Annotated in this window: 14 protein-coding genes and 1 tRNA gene; 9 read left to right on the top strand and 6 right to left on the bottom strand. The window is 37.0% G+C overall.

Annotation, left to right across the window (positions count from 1 at the left end):
- Entirely contained in the window at nt 1-1,512 is a 1,512-nt protein-coding gene (locus HHL23_RS18955) for a hypothetical protein (protein WP_169236339.1), read from the top strand.
- A 189-nt stretch (nt 1,513-1,701) separates the two neighbouring features.
- Here the strand turns inward: HHL23_RS18955 and HHL23_RS18950 are convergent, their stop codons facing one another.
- Both HHL23_RS18950 and HHL23_RS18945 read right to left on the bottom strand, forming a co-directional pair.
- Nucleotides 1,702-2,502, bottom strand: coding sequence for an abortive infection family protein (locus HHL23_RS18950; protein WP_169236338.1), 801 nt, complete (start codon nt 2,500-2,502; stop codon nt 1,702-1,704).
- Nucleotides 2,503-2,617: 115 nt separating this feature from the next.
- Entirely contained in the window at nt 2,618-2,899 is a 282-nt protein-coding gene (locus HHL23_RS18945; protein WP_169236337.1) for a helix-turn-helix domain-containing protein, read from the bottom strand.
- Nucleotides 2,900-3,386: 487 nt separating this feature from the next.
- Between HHL23_RS18945 and HHL23_RS18940 the strand changes: the two genes are divergently transcribed.
- The 4 genes from HHL23_RS18940 (at nt 3,387) to HHL23_RS18925 (ending at nt 9,125) form a co-directional block, all read left to right on the top strand.
- Nucleotides 3,387-3,932 carry a hypothetical protein gene (locus tag HHL23_RS18940; RefSeq protein ID WP_169236336.1) on the top strand — a complete coding sequence of 182 codons (546 nt, stop codon included), beginning with the start codon at nt 3,387-3,389 and terminating at the stop codon, nt 3,930-3,932.
- Nucleotides 3,933-4,411: 479 nt separating this feature from the next.
- Nucleotides 4,412-6,778, top strand: coding sequence for a PIG-L family deacetylase (locus HHL23_RS18935; RefSeq protein WP_262889255.1), 2,367 nt, complete (start codon nt 4,412-4,414; stop codon nt 6,776-6,778).
- Between the two features lie 100 nt (nt 6,779-6,878).
- On the top strand, nt 6,879-8,570 hold the full coding sequence (locus HHL23_RS18930; protein ID WP_169236334.1) for a sodium:solute symporter: 1,692 nt from the start codon (nt 6,879-6,881) through the stop codon (nt 8,568-8,570).
- 36 nt (nt 8,571-8,606) lie between these two features.
- Nucleotides 8,607-9,125, top strand: a complete 519-nt coding sequence (locus HHL23_RS18925) for a DUF2911 domain-containing protein (RefSeq protein ID WP_169236333.1) — start codon at nt 8,607-8,609, stop codon at nt 9,123-9,125.
- Between the two features lie 228 nt (nt 9,126-9,353).
- Here the strand turns inward: HHL23_RS18925 and HHL23_RS18920 are convergent.
- Nucleotides 9,354-9,427, bottom strand: a tRNA-Arg gene (locus HHL23_RS18920).
- A gap of 59 nt (nt 9,428-9,486) precedes the next feature.
- Here HHL23_RS18920 and HHL23_RS18915 point away from each other — a divergent pair.
- Genes HHL23_RS18915 through HHL23_RS18905 form a run of 3 tightly spaced genes read left to right on the top strand, consistent with a single transcriptional unit; the run spans nt 9,487 to nt 13,267 of the window.
- On the top strand, nt 9,487-10,533 hold the full coding sequence (locus HHL23_RS18915) for an ABC transporter substrate-binding protein (protein ID WP_169236332.1): 1,047 nt from the start codon (nt 9,487-9,489) through the stop codon (nt 10,531-10,533).
- Nucleotides 10,534-10,578: 45 nt separating this feature from the next.
- Entirely contained in the window at nt 10,579-11,223 is a 645-nt protein-coding gene (gene mtgA / locus HHL23_RS18910) for a monofunctional biosynthetic peptidoglycan transglycosylase (RefSeq protein WP_169236331.1), read from the top strand.
- Nucleotides 11,224-11,236: 13 nt separating this feature from the next.
- On the top strand, nt 11,237-13,267 hold the full coding sequence (locus HHL23_RS18905; protein ID WP_169236330.1) for a recombinase: 2,031 nt from the start codon (nt 11,237-11,239) through the stop codon (nt 13,265-13,267).
- Between the two features lie 114 nt (nt 13,268-13,381).
- Here the strand turns inward: HHL23_RS18905 and HHL23_RS18900 are convergent, their stop codons facing one another.
- From HHL23_RS18900 to HHL23_RS18890, 3 genes are all read right to left on the bottom strand, one after another.
- Nucleotides 13,382-13,678: a hypothetical protein gene (locus tag HHL23_RS18900; RefSeq protein ID WP_169236329.1), complete on the bottom strand. Its 297-nt coding sequence runs from the start codon at nt 13,676-13,678 to the stop codon at nt 13,382-13,384.
- 68 nt (nt 13,679-13,746) lie between these two features.
- On the bottom strand, nt 13,747-14,850 hold the full coding sequence (recF, locus tag HHL23_RS18895) for a DNA replication/repair protein RecF (RefSeq protein ID WP_169236328.1): 1,104 nt from the start codon (nt 14,848-14,850) through the stop codon (nt 13,747-13,749).
- Between the two features lie 3 nt (nt 14,851-14,853).
- On the bottom strand, nt 14,854-15,609 hold the full coding sequence (locus HHL23_RS18890) for a UbiA prenyltransferase family protein (RefSeq protein WP_169236327.1): 756 nt from the start codon (nt 15,607-15,609) through the stop codon (nt 14,854-14,856).
- Between the two features lie 18 nt (nt 15,610-15,627).
- On the opposite strand from HHL23_RS18890, the gene HHL23_RS18885 reads away from it, so the two are divergent.
- Nucleotides 15,628-21,504 carry an alpha-2-macroglobulin family protein gene (locus HHL23_RS18885; RefSeq protein ID WP_169236326.1) on the top strand — a complete coding sequence of 1,959 codons (5,877 nt, stop codon included), beginning with the start codon at nt 15,628-15,630 and terminating at the stop codon, nt 21,502-21,504.
- The last annotated feature ends 19 nt before the right edge of the window (nt 21,505-21,523 follow it).

Genomic DNA, 21,523 nt, shown 5'->3' with positions numbered 1-21,523 from the left:
ATGAGGTATAATGATTTTTTTAATGATATTGGAACTCCTGGTGAGATTGAAATTTTTGAAGAAGATTTCAATGAATTGACGATAGAATATTCTTATCCTACAATCCTACTGCCTACAGAAGAGACTTTCAAAGATATTTTTACGGAAGTCAAAAATTTTGATATTTGTTCTGTTTATTTCTCTATTGATCAGGGTGAATCTGCTGTAATTAAAAATGATAATAATTTTACATCAAGTCTTAATGATATAAATAATTTATTGTCAAGTCATGAAGAGGGAGAAAAAATAAATGTTAAAATTAATATTTATAAGACTTCAAACGGTAATCAATTTCACTTTTATTCAAAAGACTGTTTTTTCAAATATATAAAATCATTTGAAAGTTTAAGTTTAGCAAACTTTTTCTCCAGCAGTATTTTTGATCACACTTCAAAAATATATATATTATTAAATGACTTTGTTGGTACTTTAAATAGTAGTAAATTCTTTATTGCAGCACAATATCAAGCAGAAGAAGAGGATTATGATTACCGTGAAAAGAGAATTAGTAATATTACTTCTAATAATCATTCATCTTTTTTTGCAAAGCTAAAAGTTCTTCCAGAAGATTTTATTTTCAGCGGTAACGGTGAAATTGAACTGTCAGTATTGGAACGATTTCAAAGGTTAGCCAAAATTCTTCTAATAGCATCGATTTTTGATATCACTGATCTTAAAAAAGAAAGTTTTTATTATAAGTTAAATGGCTATAAATCAATAAGTGAATCCATAGATGCAGATAATATTAATATTAAAAATTTAGATGATTTTTACAATATATATTTATGGATATACAGTAGCGGGAATATTTTAGATAAGATTGGATTAGCTAGAAACTTAATTTCCTTACATCTAAGAAAGGATTCAAGTTTAGAGCTTGAAGGAGATGTATTTGAATCGTTAAAATCTAGCTACAAAATTTATGAAAAGCAAAATGTAAAACAATATATCGAGGTTAGAAATAAAATGTCTGACCAAATTTTAGATTATGGCAAGCGTGTTGCCAGTTTTACTGATAATTTTGCAAATGGATTTCAGAAGTCTGCACTATCATTAGTTACATTTTTCTCTTCTTTAATAGTCACGCGAATTCTTGCTACACCAAAAAATAATTCTGATTTTATCGTATATAGTACTTTGATAACATTTGTTTTTATAGGTATAACACTGGTTTATATGATAATTTCAAGATTTGAACTGGATGAGCAAGAAACTAGATTTAAAAAAAGTTACGAGGATTTTAAGAAGAGATATACTGATTTATTAACTGAGGAAGACATCGCCCGTATACTGAATAATGATGAAGAACATAAGTCGGATTTACTATATATTAAAAAAAAGAAAAAATGGTATACGACTCTCTGGATTGTAGTGCTGGTTCTCATACTAGTAGCTACTGTAGTTTATTATTTATTTGGAAATTCTGCTCCTCTGATACGGGACGAAACACTACCACTACCAAAATTTGTGTAAAATAATATGGTTGGGTTATTCATTTATAATTATTATGAGACAAAACGCTTATATCAATTAATAAAAACTTAATCTAACATTCATAATCATTAAAATAGATAATTATTATTCTCTTGTTCATTGGAACAAAGAAAAAAGCTTGACTTCAGTATAAATCTCTCAACTACAAAAAACTCAACTTTAGCTAGCTTATTTTTTCTCATTTAATACATCTACAAGAAAATCACAAGCAGTCATTGCAGAGTTTACAACAAGTTTTGCATGATGCCTTTTTGTATTAAATTTGTTGGCATGTCGGTCACCCGCATTGTTGCTGAATCCTGATAGTCCATTGACTATACTATCAAGTCCTGACAGAACTTGGAAAGCTGAATCGGGGATTTCATCCTTTCTAAAATCAATTTTTAGTGCCTTTTTTGCTCTACTGTAGAGATTTAATAAATTACCATCATTTTTCACTTCTGTTTTATGAATGGATTCTATTATATGGATTAAAATAGCTTCAATTAATGTTCTTGCATTGGTGATGGCACCATTATAATCTTCACTGCGAATTTTTTGTTGACATTTTTCTACTTGTTCTTTGATGAACTCATGACCGATAACAGTTAAACTCTCTTCTTGAATGAAATTACCGTGAGTGCTTGTTATTTTGTACAACTCTCCATCCGTGATAAGGGTATAACCATCTATTTTTATCAATTTGTTAACTTCATCAACGACTCCTTCTACATTTTTGTTAGTGCCTATAAATCTTCTAGGATCGACGAAATCTTCTAATATTTTTTGAAGATTTATCGAATCATTACTGTCACTAATTTTCTCAGTAGAATAAACCCATCTAGAAGGAAAGCCTTGGCCATATTCATCATCAAAACCATACTCGTTGTAAAAATCCACCAATTCAGGACCGCTCATATATGGAGCCACACCAGTATCACCTGCGATTAATTTTCCTAAAGATTTAATAATTTTCTTTGATATTTTCACGTGCTAATAAATGGCTATAAATTTGAAATTACCGAACATTTTTTGTATGTTTAATTATAACGTGTTAATATAGGTGATTTTGGTTTTCGATAAACAATAAAAATCACAAATCTCGTCAGGATTTATTTGATAATTTGATATATTTTTTCATATCAAAATCAAAGAGTTCTTGTATTGTAACATTAAGTTCTTTGCTGATGATAAGTAGAGTATCATATCGGGGATTGGTATTACCTCTTTCTAATTCTCCTATTGTTTTTTTTGCATGCCCGGTTCTTAAGCCTAGTTCCTCTTGTGAAATAGGTTTATTCGTCTCGGGATTTATAACTTTCTTTCTTAATTCAGAAATCCTATAACCAAGAGCTTTTTTACAGTTATTAAGTTCGGTTTCATTCATTAACTGTAAAATTCTAGGTTTGGAGTTAAAATTTAGGATACTTATATGTATCCTTTTTGATTTTTTTTCTTATATTTGTACAATAGGCTACAATAAAGTAGCTTTGCGATACTTCAAAGAATAATAGAAGCTATTGCTTAGAATCTCGCCCGAAAACTGGTAATTTTTAACACACGAGACGATAAGCAGGAAGCTCACGACCTAGGCGTGGGCTCTCTTATCTGTGTGTAAGGTATACCAGTACCTCAGGGCGGATATTGTAGAGTCCCATGCCGTTTTTATTTCATGCTGTTCTGTCTTCTACAATCATCTTTTTCTAAGCTACTTCACTACATAAAGTATCATGATACGATACAATGGAGTGTACAATCCATTGCGGCTTCAGGGCTTTCACGGGAACACAGATTTTATTTCTATTCATCATTTACAATACAACTCAGCGTACATCGGTAGGCTGGTGGTTTCATGCATTCTAAAAATACAAACAATGAAAAAGATAAAAACAGATTTTGATACCAAGTTTTGGGCAGGAGGGAAGTGCTCCGGGTTGCAGCTGATGGAAACCTTCTTTCAGTTCAATGAGCTGGATGTTTCCAAAGAAAGGCTCAGCAACATTATGAATTATGCGGTAAAGAGGAATAGCTGGATCAATGAAGATCCGGCGGTTATCTTTCAGTTTCATCAGTCGATGCGGTCGTTGATCCGGGCAGGATATCTCATCATGCTTATGGATAGGAAATGGATGGTAGATACCCAACAGAAAAAGATTTCCCCGTGGGTTCTTGGCCTGCTTTCGGAGAAAGAATACCGGAACCCTCTGCTGGTTTTCAAAAAAGCATTCAGGGAATATAGCATCAAAGAATTTGATTATTTTATGTCCGGAATCGTCTATTTTTCAATGGGCGTCTATGAAAATCTACCGGAAAGGAATATCGTTATGCCTTACATCCATACGGTTAAAATGCTGGATGCCGCGCACCTTATCCTTCAAAGAAGGAGAGAAAAGAAAATGGCTGATACCAATTCAGGATAATTATTTTACCTGAAACTCTAATTCATACATAAAATCTGTTTAAGCTTAACCACAAAAGTCACAAAAGTTTTTATTTTTTTAAACACTTTAGTACACTTTAGAAAGTGTAAGGAAATACTGCACCATTAAGTTCACATAAGATGAAAATCTTTGATTTTCAACAAAACTTTAGTGTACTTCTTATCCACAAAGTATATAACTTAAAATAGCATAAGTGTTTAAGAATATTTTGTGCCTTTTGTGGTTTAATAAAATTTTAAAAGTTTTGTGAAATTCAGAGTATAATTCTTTTAAGGTTGAAAGAAACGATTTACTTATATTTGCTTGCAAAGCAAATCTAAATGTTCAAAAAAGTAAGCACTGTATTTATTCTTGGCTTTTATACGGTTTTTTGTTCGGCCCAGCAGGTTCGGCCTTCCAGATCATCTGAAATTTACCGTGAACTCAAAACCCTTAAACATATTCCTAAAGTTTTATACTTGGCTGCTCATCCCGATGATGAAAATACAGGATTACTCTCCTGGTTAATCAACGATCAAAATGTAGAAACAGGCTATTTGTCTTTAACCAGAGGTGATGGCGGTCAGAATTTATTAGGCACAGAGCAAGGGGCTGCATTGGGTTTAATCAGAACGCATGAGCTTTTAGAGGCAAGAAAGTTAGACGGTGCCCAACAGTTTTTTACCCGGGCGATTGATTTCGGGTTCTCTAAAAATACGACCGATACCTTTAAACAATGGGATGAAGATAGCATTATAGCTGATGTAGTTTGGGTCATCCGTAAATTCCGTCCTGACGTTATCATTTGTCGTTTTCCTCCTACTGCTGCGGCAGGCCATGGACAGCATGCGGCTTCGGCTGTGGTTGCGGAAAAAGCTTTTAAGCTGGCGGGCGATAAAACGGCTTTCCCAGATCAACTAAAATATGTTAATGTGTGGCAGCCAAAACGTGTATTGTGGAATACTTTCCGATTTGGTGGGGTCGATACGACAGCTGAAAATCAATTAAAAGTTACCGTTGGGCAATATGATGCGCAACTGGGAATGGGCTATGGTGAATTGGCAGGATTAAGCAGAAGTTTACATAAAAGCCAGGGTGCGGGAACACAGTCTGTAGCCGGGATAAGAACTGAATATTTTGCCCACGTTCTTGGCGAGCCTGCAAAAGCAACACTTTTTGACGGAGTAGTTAAAACCTGGACCGCAAAAGGAAACGCTGATATTGACCAATCATTAGATAAAATTATTTCCGCTTTCAATTTCAATAATCCAGACCGTAGTTTACCTGCTTTGCTTGCTTTGCGAAAAAAAGTCATGGGGCTAAAAGATGTAGACCTAAAAAGGGATAAAATTAAATCTCTTGACAATATCATTTTAAGCTGTGCCGGGTTTATGGGCGAGGTGGTTACCAATCAGGCTGAAGCTGTTGCCGGAGATCATTACAATTTCAGGTTAAATTTGATTTCAAGAGCTGCAAATCCTGTCGTTTTAGAAAATGTAAATTGGTTAAGTAAGCCAGAAAGCTTCAACAGAAAATTATCAAAAGATTCTTTAATTACCATTCAGCATGACCTTCAGATTCCTGCTGATGCAGCACTCACAGAACCTTACTGGCTGGCAAAACCAGCCGCGAATGCGGGAACTTTCTCTGTTCCAAATGATACTTTAATCGGTTTGCCTGAGGCAGAATCACCACTGAATGTTTTGCTTGGTTTAAAAATCGGTTCTGAAAATTTTCAGGTTAAACTTCCTTTATCTTTCAAGAAATTAGATCCTGTGCGTGGTGATGTGGTCGAAGCCTTGCGCATTGTTCCTGCATTGGAACTGAAATTTACACAACCACTTTATTGGGTCAAAGAAAATGAAGATTTACATTTGAGTTTAAATGTTAAGGTTAATTCCAACAAACAGTACGGTAAGGGTATTCTAAACCTGATGTATAACGGAGAACTGTTAGGCGGTACTAATATAAGTTCGTTCAATGGGAAAGATACTACCATCAATTACGTTATTCCAAAAACTAAGCTTGCCGCAATACATTCATCTCGCTTGCAATTGGAGGCAAATTTTGTTGCAGATGGAGTCACTTATCATAAAAAACAAATATTAATTCAGTACCCGCATTTACCCTCCTTACAATATTTTGCGCCTGCAACGGTAATCGTAATGAAAGGCGATATTCAGGCGAAGGTTAAAAAAGTGGGTTACATAGAAGGTGCGGGCGATTTCATTCCTGAGTTCCTACGCATTGCAGGTATTCAGATAGATGTCTTGAAAGACGAAGATTTTTATGGCAACTTAGATGAATCTGGCGGAAACGGTAGTCAAAACAAGCTATCGCAATATGATGCCATCGTACTTGGTGTTCGTGCCAATAACACAGAGAAAAAGTTGGGCCGCTGGATGCCTTTTTTATGGTCTTATGTAAAAGCCGGAGGTAATCTGGTGATGCAGTATAACACCAATCAGGATACAACAGTGGACAAATTGGGGATGTACAATTTCAGTATTGCCAATAAGCGGGTTACCGAAGAAAATGCTGCAGTTACATTTTTAAATCCAAATCATAAATTACTGAACTTTCCGAACAAAATTACTGCGGATGATTTTAAAGATTGGGTACAGGAGCGTGGCGCCTATTTCCCGGCTCAATGGGATGCAGCGTATGAGCCGCTTTTTGAAATGCACGATACAGGTGAAGAGCCACTGCAGGGATCCACTTTATATGCCAAATACGGGAAGGGTAATTTTATTTATACACCGTTGGCATTTTTCAGACAGTTGCCTGCGGGAAATGTTGGGGCGGCACGTCTATTTTTTAACTTTTTATCTGCACAGAAAAACTGATGAACAAGCAACTTAAAAATTGGAATACCTGGTACATACTATTAGCAGCTGCATTAGTATTACAGATCGCATTTTATTATTTGTTTACTAAATTTTGGGCATGAGCACGATAGATTGGACAGTTCTTATTTTTACACTTGTTGCAGTGGTTGTTTACGGCGTATTGATCGGTCGTGGCCAAAAAAGCAACGAATCATACCTGAAAGCAGATAATAAAATGCCTTGGTACATTGTGTTGATAGGTATTATGGCTACGCAGGCAAGTGCAATCACATTTCTTTCAGCACCGGGCCAGGCTTACACGGACGGGATGCGTTTTGTTCAGTATTACTTTGGTTTGCCTTTGGCGATGATTGTTATCTGTATCACTTTTATCCCGATTTTTCAGCGTTTAAATGTTTACACGGCTTATGAATATCTGGAAAACCGTTTTGATAAAAAAACAAGGGTGCTCACTTCACTGCTTTTTCTTTTTTCCAGAGGCTTATCAACAGGAATCAGCATTTATGCTCCGAGTATCATCTTATCAAGCGTTTTAAACTGGAATATTTATGTAACCAATGTTTTAACGGGTGGCATTTTGTTGATTTATACCTATGTTGGCGGTGCAAAAGCGATCGCCCACACCCAAAAATTACAGTTTCTTATTATCCTGGGAACAATGGCTTTTGCAGGTTATCTGCTTATTCAGAATATGCCGAATGGAATTGGTTTTAAGGATGCACTGTATCTGGCGGGGAAATCCGGAAAGCTCAATGTAATCACCACGGAATTCGATTGGAAAGATAAATACAATATTTGGAGCGGGCTGATTGGTGGTTTTTTTCTGGCACTTTCTTACTTCGGTACTGACCAGAGTCAGGTGGGGAGGTATATTACTGCGAAAGACAATACCAATGCAAAAATGGGCTTGCTGTTGAACGGATTGGTTAAAATTCCGATGCAATTTGCTATTCTCCTGATCGGTGCTTTGCTTTTCGCTTTCTTTTCTCTAAAACCGGCTCCGATTTATTTTAACGAACGCTCTTATCAACATCTAAAGGAAACACAACCTGAACAGGCTTCGATTTTTGAAAAAGAGCATCAGAATCTTCAACTAAAATTTAATGCAGAATCGAAAGAAATTCTACAATTGAAAGAAACTCATTCTCCCCAACTCAAAAAAACAATTCAGGATTTTAAAAACACACAAACCCAGGTAAAAGCACTTCACGGCAGGGTAGAAGAAGCGATTAATCATTCAAACTATAATGCGGAGAAAACGGATACGAATTACATTTTTCTGTATTTCGTAAAAAATACCTTGCCTGTAGGGATGATTGGTTTACTGTTTGCCGTCATTTTTCTGGCCAGCTGGGGTTCAATTTCTGCAGCGCTGAATTCCCTTGCCGCCTGTTCACTGAAAGATGTTCATTTGATATTTAAAAAAGAAATTCCTGATGATGCCACCGAATTGAAGTACAGTCGCCTGCACACTTTAGCATGGGGGATCTTCTCCATCGGCGTGGCCATGTTTGCCACTCAAATGGGTTCCCTTATTGAAGCGGTTAATGTATTGGGTTCTCTTTTCTACGGACCGATACTGGGGATTTTCCTTGTTGCGTTTTATTATAAAAAAATCACCGGTTCAAATGTATTTATTTCGGCAATTTTATCAGAAATTACGGTTATTGCCGTTTATAAGTTTGATATCGTTTCTTTCCTGTGGCTTAATGTCATTGGGGCAGCGGCAGTCATTATATTTTCTGCAATCGGTTTACTATTTTATAAGCCGAAAGCAGTAAATTCGTAAACAAACAACAAACAACAAACAACAAACAAAAATATTATGAAAACCATCATTAAATCTGCTGCCGTACTTGTTGCGACAATGACAATCTCCCTGAATGCCTTTGCACAGGACACTAAAAAACCTGCCAGCCCAGCGGCTACCGCTACGGGAAAAATTAAAGATGCAACCATTACCATAGCCTATAGCAGTCCTTCTGTTAAAGGGCGTACAATCTGGGGTGGTTTAGAAGCTTATAATAAAGTTTGGCGTGCGGGTGCCAATGAAGCAACTACTTTTGAAACGGATAAAGACATTACCGTTCAGGGTAAACCGTTGCCTGCAGGTAAATATAGCTTTTTTCTGGTCCCTAAAGAGAGCGGAACCTGGACTGCGATTTTTAACAAAGAACCAAAACAATGGGGTGCTTATAAATACGAACAAGCTAAAGATGCTTTACGTGTTGATGTAAAAACCAAAGCTTTACCAGCAACACAGGAAAATTTAGTGTATAAAGTAAACAATAATGGATTCACAATGGATTGGGATAAAATCTCAGTTCCTGTAGAGATAAAATAAATTTGAATATCAGAAATTAAAATCCCGATAATCCGGGATTTTTTTTGTTTAAAATTTTGATATTGCATCATAGATTACTATTGAGGCAATTTCAGTCTGTTTATTTCAAACAGACTAAGCATTTTACGCTTAAATATCGAACACTAAATGTCAGATTATAAAAGTTTGATAAAGAGATGTTTATGGGTGTAAAAAAAGAGACAACTATCAAATAGTTATCTCTTTAAGTGACCTCGACAGGATTCAAACCTGTAACCTTCTGAGCCGTAATCAGATGCGCTATTCAGTTGCGCCACGAGGCCGTCGTTTCCTTGATGTTTTAAGGTTTGCAAATATAGCACTTTTTTCCGTTCTTTGAAAGATGAAACAGAGAATTTTACTTTTATTTACGGTTATAGCGCTAATCTCCTGTAAAAGAGAACAAAAAATTTCGTCCTCAGACTGGACCCAAATTTCAAATCGTACCCAATTTAAGGAGCACGATGGTCTTTTGGAACTGAAGTCGGGAAATTTCACCTATAATTTTAAGCAAAATCAGACTCCATTTAAGAAAATCATCCTTTTGAATGCGAGCATGGCAGGGTATATTTCCGAATTGGGAGCTGAAGATCTGGTCATAGGCGTTTCAAGTCCGGAGTATATTTATTCTGAGAAAATTCAAAATCTTTTAAAGTCGGGGAAGATCCAGAATGTGGGAAGCGAGCAGAAGTATGATGTAGAAAAGATCATTTCGATGAAACCGGATGCTATTTTCACCAACTATATTGCCAGTTTTGATAATGCCTACCAGCTGCTTAAAAACAATGGAATACAAGTCGTTTTCCTGGATGAGTATATGGAGCAGCTTCCGTTGCAGAAAACGGATTACATCAAACTTTTCGGGGAGTTTTTCGGAAAAGAGAAGGAAGCTGAAGCAAAATACAAGGAAATTGAGAAAAATTATGCTGAATTGAAGCAGCTTGCGTTAAAGGCAAAGGATAAACCTGTAGTGCTTGCCAACGAAATGTATGGAGATGTCTGGTATCTGCCGGGCGGAAAAACATCCGTAGCCAATTATATCACAGATGCCAATGCTTCCTATATCATGAAAGAGAATAAAGAAGAAAAGTCTCTGACCATGAGTTTTGAAGAAGTATATGCCAAATCAGCAGGAGTACAGTATTGGGTCAATGCCGGAAGTCATACCTCTAAAAAAGAAATGTTGGGCACCAATCCTTTCTACGGAAAGCTGGACGTATTCAATAAAGGAAAAATCTACACGATTGCCGGAAAAGAAAAGGATAAAGCCAATGACTTCTTCGAAAGCGGTGCCGTAAGAGCTGACCTGATCCTGAAAGATTATATCAAGATCTTCCATCCTGAACTTCTTCCGGAATATCAGCTAACCTATATGAAAGAGCTTCAATAACTCGGTCGAATTGTTTATTTTTGCAGTTCCTTTTTAGAAAAAATTATGTGGAAAAAAATTAAACAGCTAATTTTCATCTTTCTTGTTCTGAATGTGGTTTTCATTATCTGGGGCCGGTTTTTTAATCCGCCCATTACCATTACACAGATAGGAGGCATTTTTGAGTTCGGAAAACTGCACAGGGACTATATTTCCTATGACGAAATGGGAAATAATGTGAAAAAAGCGGTGATCGCATCTGAAGACCAGAAATTCTTTGATCATAACGGTTTTGATTATACCGCTATTGAAAAGGCGATGAAGAATAACGAGAAAGGAAAAAAGCTCCGCGGAGGAAGTACCATTTCCCAGCAGACTGCAAAGAATGTGTTTCTTTGGCAGGGCAGAAGCTGGTTCAGAAAAGGGTTGGAAGCGATGTATACCTTCATTATTGAGAAGGTGTGGAGTAAAGATATTATTTTGGAAAGATACCTGAATTCCATTGAAATGGGGCAGGGCGTATTCGGAGTAGAAGCCGCGGCCCAATATTATTTTGGAAAATCATCCAAAGATCTAAGTGCTTCAGATGCAGCCTGGATCGCCGCTGTATTGCCTAATCCCAAGAAATATGATCCTAAAAATCCATCACCTTATTTAAGGAAGAAACATAATTGGATCATGAGACAGATGAGGAATGTGAGTTTGAAATAGTATCTTTGTACTAATGAAATTTTTTAATTCCAGTACAAATTTTGAATCAGTTCTTAAAAAATACTTCTCTTTTAAGAACGAAACTCATTCTTTAGAACCGTTTGCCGAGTTTCTGGAGAGCGTTAAAAAGTCAGATTTTACGGATGTTCTGAATTTTCTAAGAAACAATCCGAATTTTGCCGAAAATTTTAAACATTACATCCATAATGTTTTTCAAGGAAGACCCTTCAACCTTTCCCTGACCGAAGCCAATATTCTTTCAGAAAACGCTTTCTTTCCGGAACTTAAGAAAAGGATCCTTAATAAAATATTGCCACCTGTAGAAAACGAAAAAACGGTGTGGTACATGATTGATAATGTCAGCCTGAGACCCAAAAAAGATCTGGCTTACCTCAACAATCTTCCTGAAAATGAAGTTGATGAGTTTTTACACCTTCTGGGAGCTTCAGATTTTATCACCACACCCAACGTTAAAAAAGAACTGATCTTTTCGATGAGCATTCTTTCCTGGCGTGTTACAGGGATGGCTATGGAAGTGGAGGTGGTAAGAATGGCCCCGCAATACAGAAATCTGGATAATCCGTTTCTTGCCCTTCAGAACGAGCTGGAGGCACTTACCGAAGACCTTAAAAATGATCCTGAACTTCAGCTGCACTCCAAAGACAGCCGATACAAACAGATCAAGATCTATACAGAACACTGTCACGAATTTGTCAATATTGCGTTTAAAAATTCTGCCAAATACGGGATCTCCGGAAAAATCAACCAGTCGCTTCTCAAGATTCGTCAGCAAACGGAAAGGATCTATGAAATAGTACAGCTTCTTGTGATTGATAATGAACAGGATATTACTATAAAATCAAAACAGTTGATTTTTAACATCCTGAACTATAAATCCCATAAAAATAATATTGCAGACCTGATCAATGATAGTACCCGCCTGATCTCACACCTTATTACCAATCACACTGCAGAAACCGGTACCCATTACATCACCTCTACCCGTAAAGAGTATATGAAGATGTTCTATAAAGCCAGTGGCGGTGGAATTATCGTAGGAGTACTCTGTGTTTTGAAAATGCTTTACGGCTATATTCCCGGAAGTGACTTTTCACATGCGTTTTTATATTCCATGAACTACGCGATGGGGTTTGTGATGATCTATCTGATGGGCTTTACTCTGGCCACAAAGCAGCCCGCCATGACTGCGGCGACCATGACCAAAGTGTTATCGGAAGAAGGGAATAACAAGCGGAATAACACCGAATTTGCCCATCTTGTATCCAAGCTTTTCAGAAGTCAGTTCATTGCCTTTGTAGGAAATGTGCTGCTTTCGTTTCCGATTGCTCTGGCGATCATCTATGGTCTCGATGTATTTTTCTCACAGAATTTAGCCGTTGAAAGATCAGATAAATTATTAAAAGACCTTGATCCGTTTAAATCTAAAGCTATATTGCATGCCAGTATCGCAGGGTTTTACCTTTTTATTTCGGGAATTATTTCGGGAAATATAGGAAACAATTCTGTGTTCTATCAGATTCCGGAGAGGATTGCAAAAAACCTTTCGATCAGAAACTTTCTGGGTAAGAAATTCGCGAAAAGCTTGTCTAAATATTATGCTAAAAACTGGCCGGGAATCGTTTCCAATTTCTGGTTTGGGGTATTTTTAGGGGCTACAGCACCTGTGGGACTTTTCTTCGGACTGGACCTTGATATCAGACACATTACGTTTGCTGCAGGAAACTTCGCTTTAGGCCTTTACGGGAAAGATTTTTCAGTAGATTCCTATACGTTCTGGATATCTTTCGTTACTGTTTTCCTCATAGGGTTCTTTAACTTCCTGGTAAGTTTCAGTTTATCCATGTTCCTGGCGTTCAGATCGAGAAAAATGAACTTTGGGCAGGTAAGTGAGATCTACAAAGAAATTTTCAGGTATTTTGTAAAGCATCCATTCAAATTTTTCATTCCCCTGAGTTCAGGATTGGATAAAAAAGCGGATGATCTGATGAGTAGCACGATTGCCAATAAGCAGGAAGAACATTAAACTATTTTGACTATAATTTAATTTATGTATTGACTTGAAATGCTCCCAGAAAGGAGCATTTTCATTTTTTTAAAGGATACTCTGTAACGGAAAATGAAACGTCTGAATAGAAATTTATACAATAAGCAAATCATTAAATTTATCCTCTCCGAATTTATCCTGAAATTTTTTAAGATAAAAGCTTTTACGCATCTGAAAATCATGTTTGAGCAGGGGAGAATCAATTTTGATCATGATGCATTGACCTTCAATATTGACGTTTCGGATTTCATTGAAAAGACTTTCGTCAAGATAATCCTCAAGAAAATCTTTAATTTCAAAGGCAATCAGCTTATGTTCAAAGCCATAGATCCTCGCAAAAGATTTTACAAGTTCTGATGACTGAAATTCACGTTTTTTATTCCTTTTCATAAGTTTCGGGGTTCAAGTTTCGTGAGACTGATTTTGAGTTCTTACGCTCAGGATTCACGTATTGTGTTTTAAACATCAAAAATAATGCTTTCTTCGTTGATTTTCTTTACTACACTTTCCGTACGTTCCCTATGGGTATCTGTAATGAAGATTTGCCCGAAACTTTCCTGATTAACCAGTTCGATCAGCTGTGAAACCCGCGTATCATCAAGCTTATCAAAAATATCATCCAATAGAAGGATGGGAGTCTTCTTTGTTAATTCTTTGACAAGACTCATCTGTGCCAGTTTTAACGAGATCAGGAAAGATTTTTGCTGCCCTTGTGAACCTATTTTCTTGATCAGAATGTGGTCCATTTCAAACAGAAGGTCATCTTTGTGAATGCCTTTTGAAGTATAGGTAAGCATCCGGTCTCTGTCAAGACTTTCTGTTAAAAGGGTCTGAAAAGCTCTGTCAGGATCTGCAGAGTTGAAGCTTTCACTTAAATCAGACTGGTACTGCACTAAAACGGTTTCCTTTCCGCCCGAAATAATCCTGTAAAAATTCTGGACAATGGGCCCTAATTTCTCAACAAAATTCCTTCTTTTGATGAAAATACTGGTTCCAAACTTACTGATGGGAGCATCATAAATTTCCAGTGAATCTCTATCCCAGGTTCTGTTTTTAGCGAAATATTTTAGCAGTGCATTTCTTTGCTGTACTGTTTTTTGATATTGTATCAGGTCAAAAAGATACTCCGAATCCGTCTGAGAGATCATAGAATCCAGAAACCTTCTCCGGCTTTCTCCCGAATCTGAAATTAGATTGGAATCATAGGGTGAGATCATCACGCTCGGCAGATATCCGATGTGATCCGCAAGCCGGTCATAGCTTTTGTCATTCTTTTTAATGATCTTTTTAGCTTCTTTGGGCTGAGAAATCTTAATGATATCTTCACTTTCTTCATTTTGTATCTCGGCATCAATGGTGAAAAAATCTTCCTCCCTTTTGATATTGTTAAAATCTGTATTGCCTAAAAAACTTTTTCCTACGGATAAATAATGCAGGGCATCGAGGATATTGGTCTTTCCGGCGCCGTTGTTTCCCACAAAACAGTTAATCTGCGGAGAGAATTCGAACTTCTTCTCCGAATGATTTTTGAAATTGTAAAGGGAAAGCTTTTTGATAATCATTCGTCAAAAATACTCCAATATTAGCAAAAATAAAAAAGGAAGTGCAGAACACGTTTCGATCCAGAAAGAAAAATAAGTGTCATCTCTTTTGTTTTCAGAGAAATAGATCAGAATAAAGGTGATGATTCCTGAGAGAAAAAATGCTGTACTGTACATCAGTTGCAGATAAAAAATAGCGATAAGCATACTGATAAAGACCAGTATATATGCGATGTATTTTGTATTCTGAATACCGATCAGCTTTGGAAAAGTCTGTACCGTATCACTTTCCATATCCCGGATATCGAAAGGCAGAACGAGTGCTGTTATAAAAAAGAAACTAATCAGGAATATAGGAATGCTGAATTCCGGAAGCGTAAGCCAGCAGTTGACCAACGCCCAGACCAGTCCCACATAAAATACTTTCAGCAATGGAATTTTCCGGATATAGACATCTAGGAAAAAACTGTTGTACAAAAGCCCCAGAACCACAATAATAAACCATTTGAGAAGTCTTATTTCATTGTGATTATGGATGATCAGGAAAGAACAGATAATGCCAGCTGCTGCATTCAGAACCAGTATTTTGAAAAAGTGCTTGGTATACTGATATTTAGTGTAAATATAACCACTGAAATAAGTGATGAATATTAATAGGATTGTAGGGAAACGGAATGTGTTTTGCTCTTTCATGAAAAATACCGCAAATAAAGTTCCCACAACGGAGACATAAATTTGGCTGTCAATGACAGTTTTTTTCAGTATTTTTAAGAAATTCATTTATCAAAAATAACATATATGAAAATATTTTCCAAGATTTTTATGCTTTTGCTTCTAATGCTGAGCTTTTCCGCTGTTTCGGCGCAGAAATACTACGACGACCAGTGGAAGAAAGTGACTGAAAACAGTGCGAAAGGCGCCTATAAATCTAATCTTCCCATCATTTTAGACATACAAAACCACGCCATGAAAGAAAATAACGCTATCCAGCTTATCCGTTCTCTGAAAGCGGAATTCAGTGTTGTAAACCTTACTGTAGATGACGATAAGAATGATGCTGCCTCCAAATTTTTTACAAAGCTTAAAGACGCTGATGCCCAATTGAAAGGCGAAGAAAAACTGGTATACTCGATTCTTCTGAACGGATTTTTTATGGATTATTATAATCAGAATTCATGGGAAATAGAAAGCAGAACCAATATCAATTCACAAGACTTTTCTCAGATTGAAACCTGGAGTAAACTGGATTTTAAAAACTATCTGAAGAAAAGCTATCAGGAACTTGATCAGCAGAAGCAGGATATGAAAAAAGTGTCTTTGACGAAGTACAAAGATGTTTTTACAGACATCAAGGATATTGCCTATTTCCCGACTTTGTTTGAATGGTATTCTATCAAAAAAATCGGTTTTCTTTCCGAAAATGGTCTTTTCACAAAAAATGAACTCACCGAAAACAGGACGCAGATCACTGCTGCCTATGATGAACTGATTGCACAAAACAGCGGAAATCCTAAGCTGTATTTCATGAAGGAAAAGCTGACGGAAAACTGTAATTACAATCAATGTAAAGACAAACTGGAACAGCTTCAGACCCTTTTGAAATCTGATGCAGAAGGAGATTACAAAGTGATCATCATGGAAGATATCATGAATGAGTTGATCGCGAAAAAGAAGGAGAAAGAAGCTTTGGTAGTTGCGGACCAGGCGAAGAAGCAGTACCCAAAATCTCCATTCATTGAAAATATAAAAAATAAAGAAAATCAGATTACAAATCCGTTTCTAACCATTAAATACGAGCAGCAGACCCAGAATAATCTGCCGGTTCATTTTGTAGCGGACCATAAGAACGTAACAGAATTTTCACTGAACATTTATGAAGTAAAAGAAGATTTTACAGCACTGATGCAGTATGTGCAGAATTCTTATAACAATACCTTTGGAAAGGTGAAAAAGAATCTTGTAAGAAAAGAAACTTTCCAGCTTGGTGATTCCAAAGATTATCAGGTTCATAAAACTTCATTGGAAATCAAACCTCTGCCTTCAGGAGTCTATGTTGTTGAATATGCCGTGGCAGGATCTGAAGCAAAAAACAGCGATTCCAGACAGAATTTTTACTTCCTGGTTTCAGGAAACAGAGTGATCTATCAAACGAAAACAGATAGAAACCAGCTTTCCAATGCTCTGAAATTGGTCAACAGTGAGAACGGTAAACCCGCAGCCAATGAAAGCCTTACTTTCTATGAATTTGTTGCCAATAAAACGTTAAATAAAATTGACGGAAAAACCGATGCAAACGGTATTTTTAAATTCCCTTCCACAGACAGCAAAGAATACTACAGAACGTTTCTGATCCGTCAGCCAAAAACCAATGATTTTCAAATCATGCAGGTGTATGGCAACAGCGGAACCGCAGAAGATTACAATCCCAATAAACAGGCCCGTACACTCGCACAAATTTTTACAGACAGAGCTATCTACAGACCGGGACAAACGGTTTATTTCAAAGTAATCAATACAAAAATTGATAAAGAAGTTGAATCTGTAACTTCAGGTTTAAAACAGAAAATCACACTTCTTGATGCCAACAGCCAGGAAGTTTCTTCTCAGAACTTTTCAACGAATGAATTCGGTTCTTACCATGGAAGTTTTATCCTTCCGAAAGGTCAGCTGAACGGAGTTTTCTACTTAAGAACGGATGAAGGATCTCAGGGGTATAAAGACATCAGAGTGGAAGAATATAAGAGACCTAAGTTTGAGGTGACTTTTGATCCTGTAAAAGAAGAATACAAATACGGACAGACCATAGAGCTGAAAGGAAAAGCAATGATGTTCTCCGGAGTCGCTTTAAGCAATACCACCGTTAATTATGAAATTAAAAAACATAACATCAGATGGAGATACTTCTGGTGGTATCCGCGTGGTGATGATAATGAAAATTCAATCCTTGGCGAGGCAAAAACCAATGAAAAAGGAGAATTCGTGATCCGTCTTGACCTTAAAAAAGATGAAAAGCTGGAAGGAATTCAGATCGATAACTATGAGATCAATGCTTCAGCAACCGATATCAACGGGGAAACGCAGTCGGCCAACACCCAGTTGAAAGTGGCTTCAGTTTCCCATTATATTAAAGCTGACGGTATCAAGAATACATTCAGTGACGAAAATGTAAAACTGAAGGTAGAAACCCTGAATTACAACGAACAGGATCTTAAAAAATCATATAACGTTAAACTGTCAAAACTAGCGGTACCGAACAGAATCTTCAGAGACAATTTTACATCAGAAGTTCAGGACCTTCCGAAATATTCCAAAGAAGAGTTCATAAGTAAATTCCCGCACGATCTGTTTGATAAAACTGAAGAGATCAAAAACTGGAAAGCAGAAAAATTGATTTCTGAAAAACTTCAGCAACCGGCTACGGAATTAGATTTAGGAAAGCTGGAAGCAGGAGATTATCAGCTTGAATTGTATAACATCGAAGGAAAAGACACCATAAAATCTTCTCAGAATTTCAGTATCTGGGATAAAGGTGCTTTAAAACCTTCCCAGAAAACCTTCCTTACGGTTATTGAACCTAAGAATGAATTTTCAAGAGGGGAGAAGGCTAAAGTGTATGTGTATTCGGCAATTCCGGACGTGCTTGTGAATGTATTTGTTCAGGACGGTTCAGGAAAAACAGTTTCTGAAGTTCATCAGCTGAAAAAAGGAGTTCTGGAATATACCACAGACATCCCGAAAGACAAAGGGATCGCAGCTTTGAATATCCAGTTCCAGATTGCAGCGTTCAATGATGTGCAGACCCAGTCTGTTACTTTAAAAATAAAAGACACCGAGCAGCCTGTAAAAATTGAAACGGTAACCTTCAGAGATAAACTGGAACCGAACTCCAAAGAAAAATGGACGGTAAAAGTTTCAGGAAGTGATAAAGAAAAAGTAAATGCTGAAGTACTGGCCAATATGTACGACATGTCATTGGATCAGTTTGCAGTGAATACATTCAGCTGGCAGAATTTATATACGCCATATTCCATCGTGACTTCTTATGACATCAGACAATCTCTGTTGCAACAGTACTATCAGAAAAGGTTGAAATATTACAATGGAAAATATGTAGATGTACCGAATTTTAACTGGTTTGATGGTGGGATTTATCAAATGAGTAACGCAATTTATAGCACAGATGCGATGGTTGAGGGTGTGAAAAGTCCGGCTTATGCTCCTGCTCCTCCTAATGCACCTGTTGCAGCACAGGCTAAGATGGCCAGAAAAATGGAAGTGGCCTTAGGAGAATCGGAAGCGCAAGCCGATGCAGCAGGATCTTTAAACGAAATTGTAGTTGAAAAAGAAGACCTGGAAAAAGTTCCCGTACGTCAAAACCTGAATGAAACTGCATTTTTCTATCCTGATCTGAAAACAGATGCAGATGGAAATGTAAGTTTTGAATTCACTTCTCCTGAAGCATTGACCAAATGGAAACTGATGTTCCTGGCTCACACCAAAGATGCCAGAGCAGCGGTATTGGAGAAACAGGTAGTAACGCAGAAAGAATTCTCTGTAACACCAAACTATCCAAGATTCCTAAGAGAAGGCGATGAACTGAATCTTCAGTCAAAACTGTCCAATCTTACCGATAAAAAATTAAGCGGTTCCGCAGAACTTCAGATTCTGGATGCCTTTACGAATGAAAATATCACTTCTCAATTCGGGATCAGTGCAGGAATGCAGAATTTTAATTTAAATGAAAAAGGAAACAACGCATTAACATGGAAATTGAAAGTTCCGAATAATGTATCTTCCATTATATTAAAAGTAGTAGCTAAAGCAGGAGCTTATTCAGACGGCGAACAGCAGGCAGTGGCTGTACTTCCGAACAGAATGCTCGTAACAGATGCTGTACCGGTATTTGTGAAAGAAGGTGAAACAAAAACATTTGTTTTAGATAACCTTAAAAATACAACTTCGACAACGATTTCCAATGTTTCCAATACACTGGAACTGACCACAAATCCGATCTGGGAAATTATGTTTGCATTACCAAGCCTGAAAAATGATCAGAACAGTTCTGCTGATGTGATCTTCAACAAATGGTTTGCAGACGTACTGGCTTCTGAGATATTCAAGGCCAATCCAAAAATGAAGACCGTTTTTGAAGAATATCAGAACAAAGGATTACTGAATTCAAATCTTGAAAAAAATCAGGAATTGAAACAGTTATTATTAGAAGAAACGCCTTGGGTACTGGAAAGTAAAAATGAAGGCGAGCAAATGCAGAAACTGGCTCTCTTATTTGATGTCAATACCATGAAAAATTCAATTAATCAGGACTGGAGCGATCTTAAGAAGCTTCAGAACCCGGACGGAGGATTCTCTTGGTACCCAGGATATCCAAGTTCTTACGGAACATCACTATATATCCTTAAAAATCTGGGGAAAATCAATACATGGTTAAAAGATAGTGCGAAAGATTATCAAAGTTCAGATCAGAAAGAACTGGTAACCCAATTAGTTCAGTATGTAGACAATGAAATTGATAAATACTGGGATGTGAAAAAAGATAATATCTGGACCAACTGGAGCATGGATTATCTTGATACCCGAAATTATTGGGAAAAACAATATCCTTTAAAAGGAAAAGGAGCCTCATTGAAGACATTGATAAAACAGAAAGCAAAGACAGCAAAAATCACAGAGTTTACCTTCTTCGGGCTTCACCGTGCTGCTTTACTGATGAATGATTACGGCTTAAAAGACGTTTCAGATAAATTAATGAACTACCTGAAAGAAACATCTACCGATACAAAAACTCAGGGCGTTTACTGGAAACAAAACTTGAACGACTGGGGATGGTTCGGATCTAAAGTCGTCAATCAGGCTGGTGCTTTGGAGGCATTCAATAAACTGAAATCTAACGATCAGAAATTCATCGAGGAAATGAAGATCTGGCTGATTACACAGAAAGAAGTGAATTCATGGGGAAGTTCAAGAGGAACTTCAGAAGTGATCTTTACCATTTTAAACTCAGGAAAATCATGGACCAGCGCTGAAAGCGACAAAGCAACGATCGTTTGGGGTGGAAAAGAATTAGCACCGCAAACTCAAGCAACAGGCTATGTGAAATCAACCGTGAAAACGGATGCAGTAGACAAAAACTTAGGAACGGTTACGGTAACCAAACCTGGTCCTGGAATTGTTCAGGGAGGATTGTTCTGGCAATATTATGAGGACTTAGATAAAATCAAATCTTCTGAAAACTACATCTCCATCACCAAAGAACTTTACAAAAAAATAAAAACGGTAAATGGCGAAGAACTTCAGAAAATTTCAGCGGATACTCCTTTAAAAGTAGGCGATAAAGTAACTGTAAGAATGATCCTGAATACAGACAGAGCAATGGAATTCATTCATATTAAAGATATGCGTGCAGCAGGATTTGAACCTACAGATGTATTGTCCGGTTACCAGTGGAAAAACAGCTTAGGTTATTATCAGTCTACCAAAGATGCGTCCACTAATTTCTACATCCAGTACATGCCGAAAGGAAAATATGTCTTTGAATATGATCTTGTTTCCAATGCAGCCGGTAAGTTCTCCAACGGGATCACCACGATGCAGAATTACTATGCACCGCAGATGAATGTCCATACAAAAGGAAGCAATGTTCAGATTTTGGAATGATTTTTGGCTATAGGGAAGT

This window comes from Chryseobacterium antibioticum (genome assembly GCF_012927325.1).
Lineage (GTDB): Bacteria > Bacteroidota > Bacteroidia > Flavobacteriales > Weeksellaceae > Chryseobacterium > Chryseobacterium antibioticum.
This window is presented reverse-complemented; position numbering and strand designations above follow the sequence as displayed.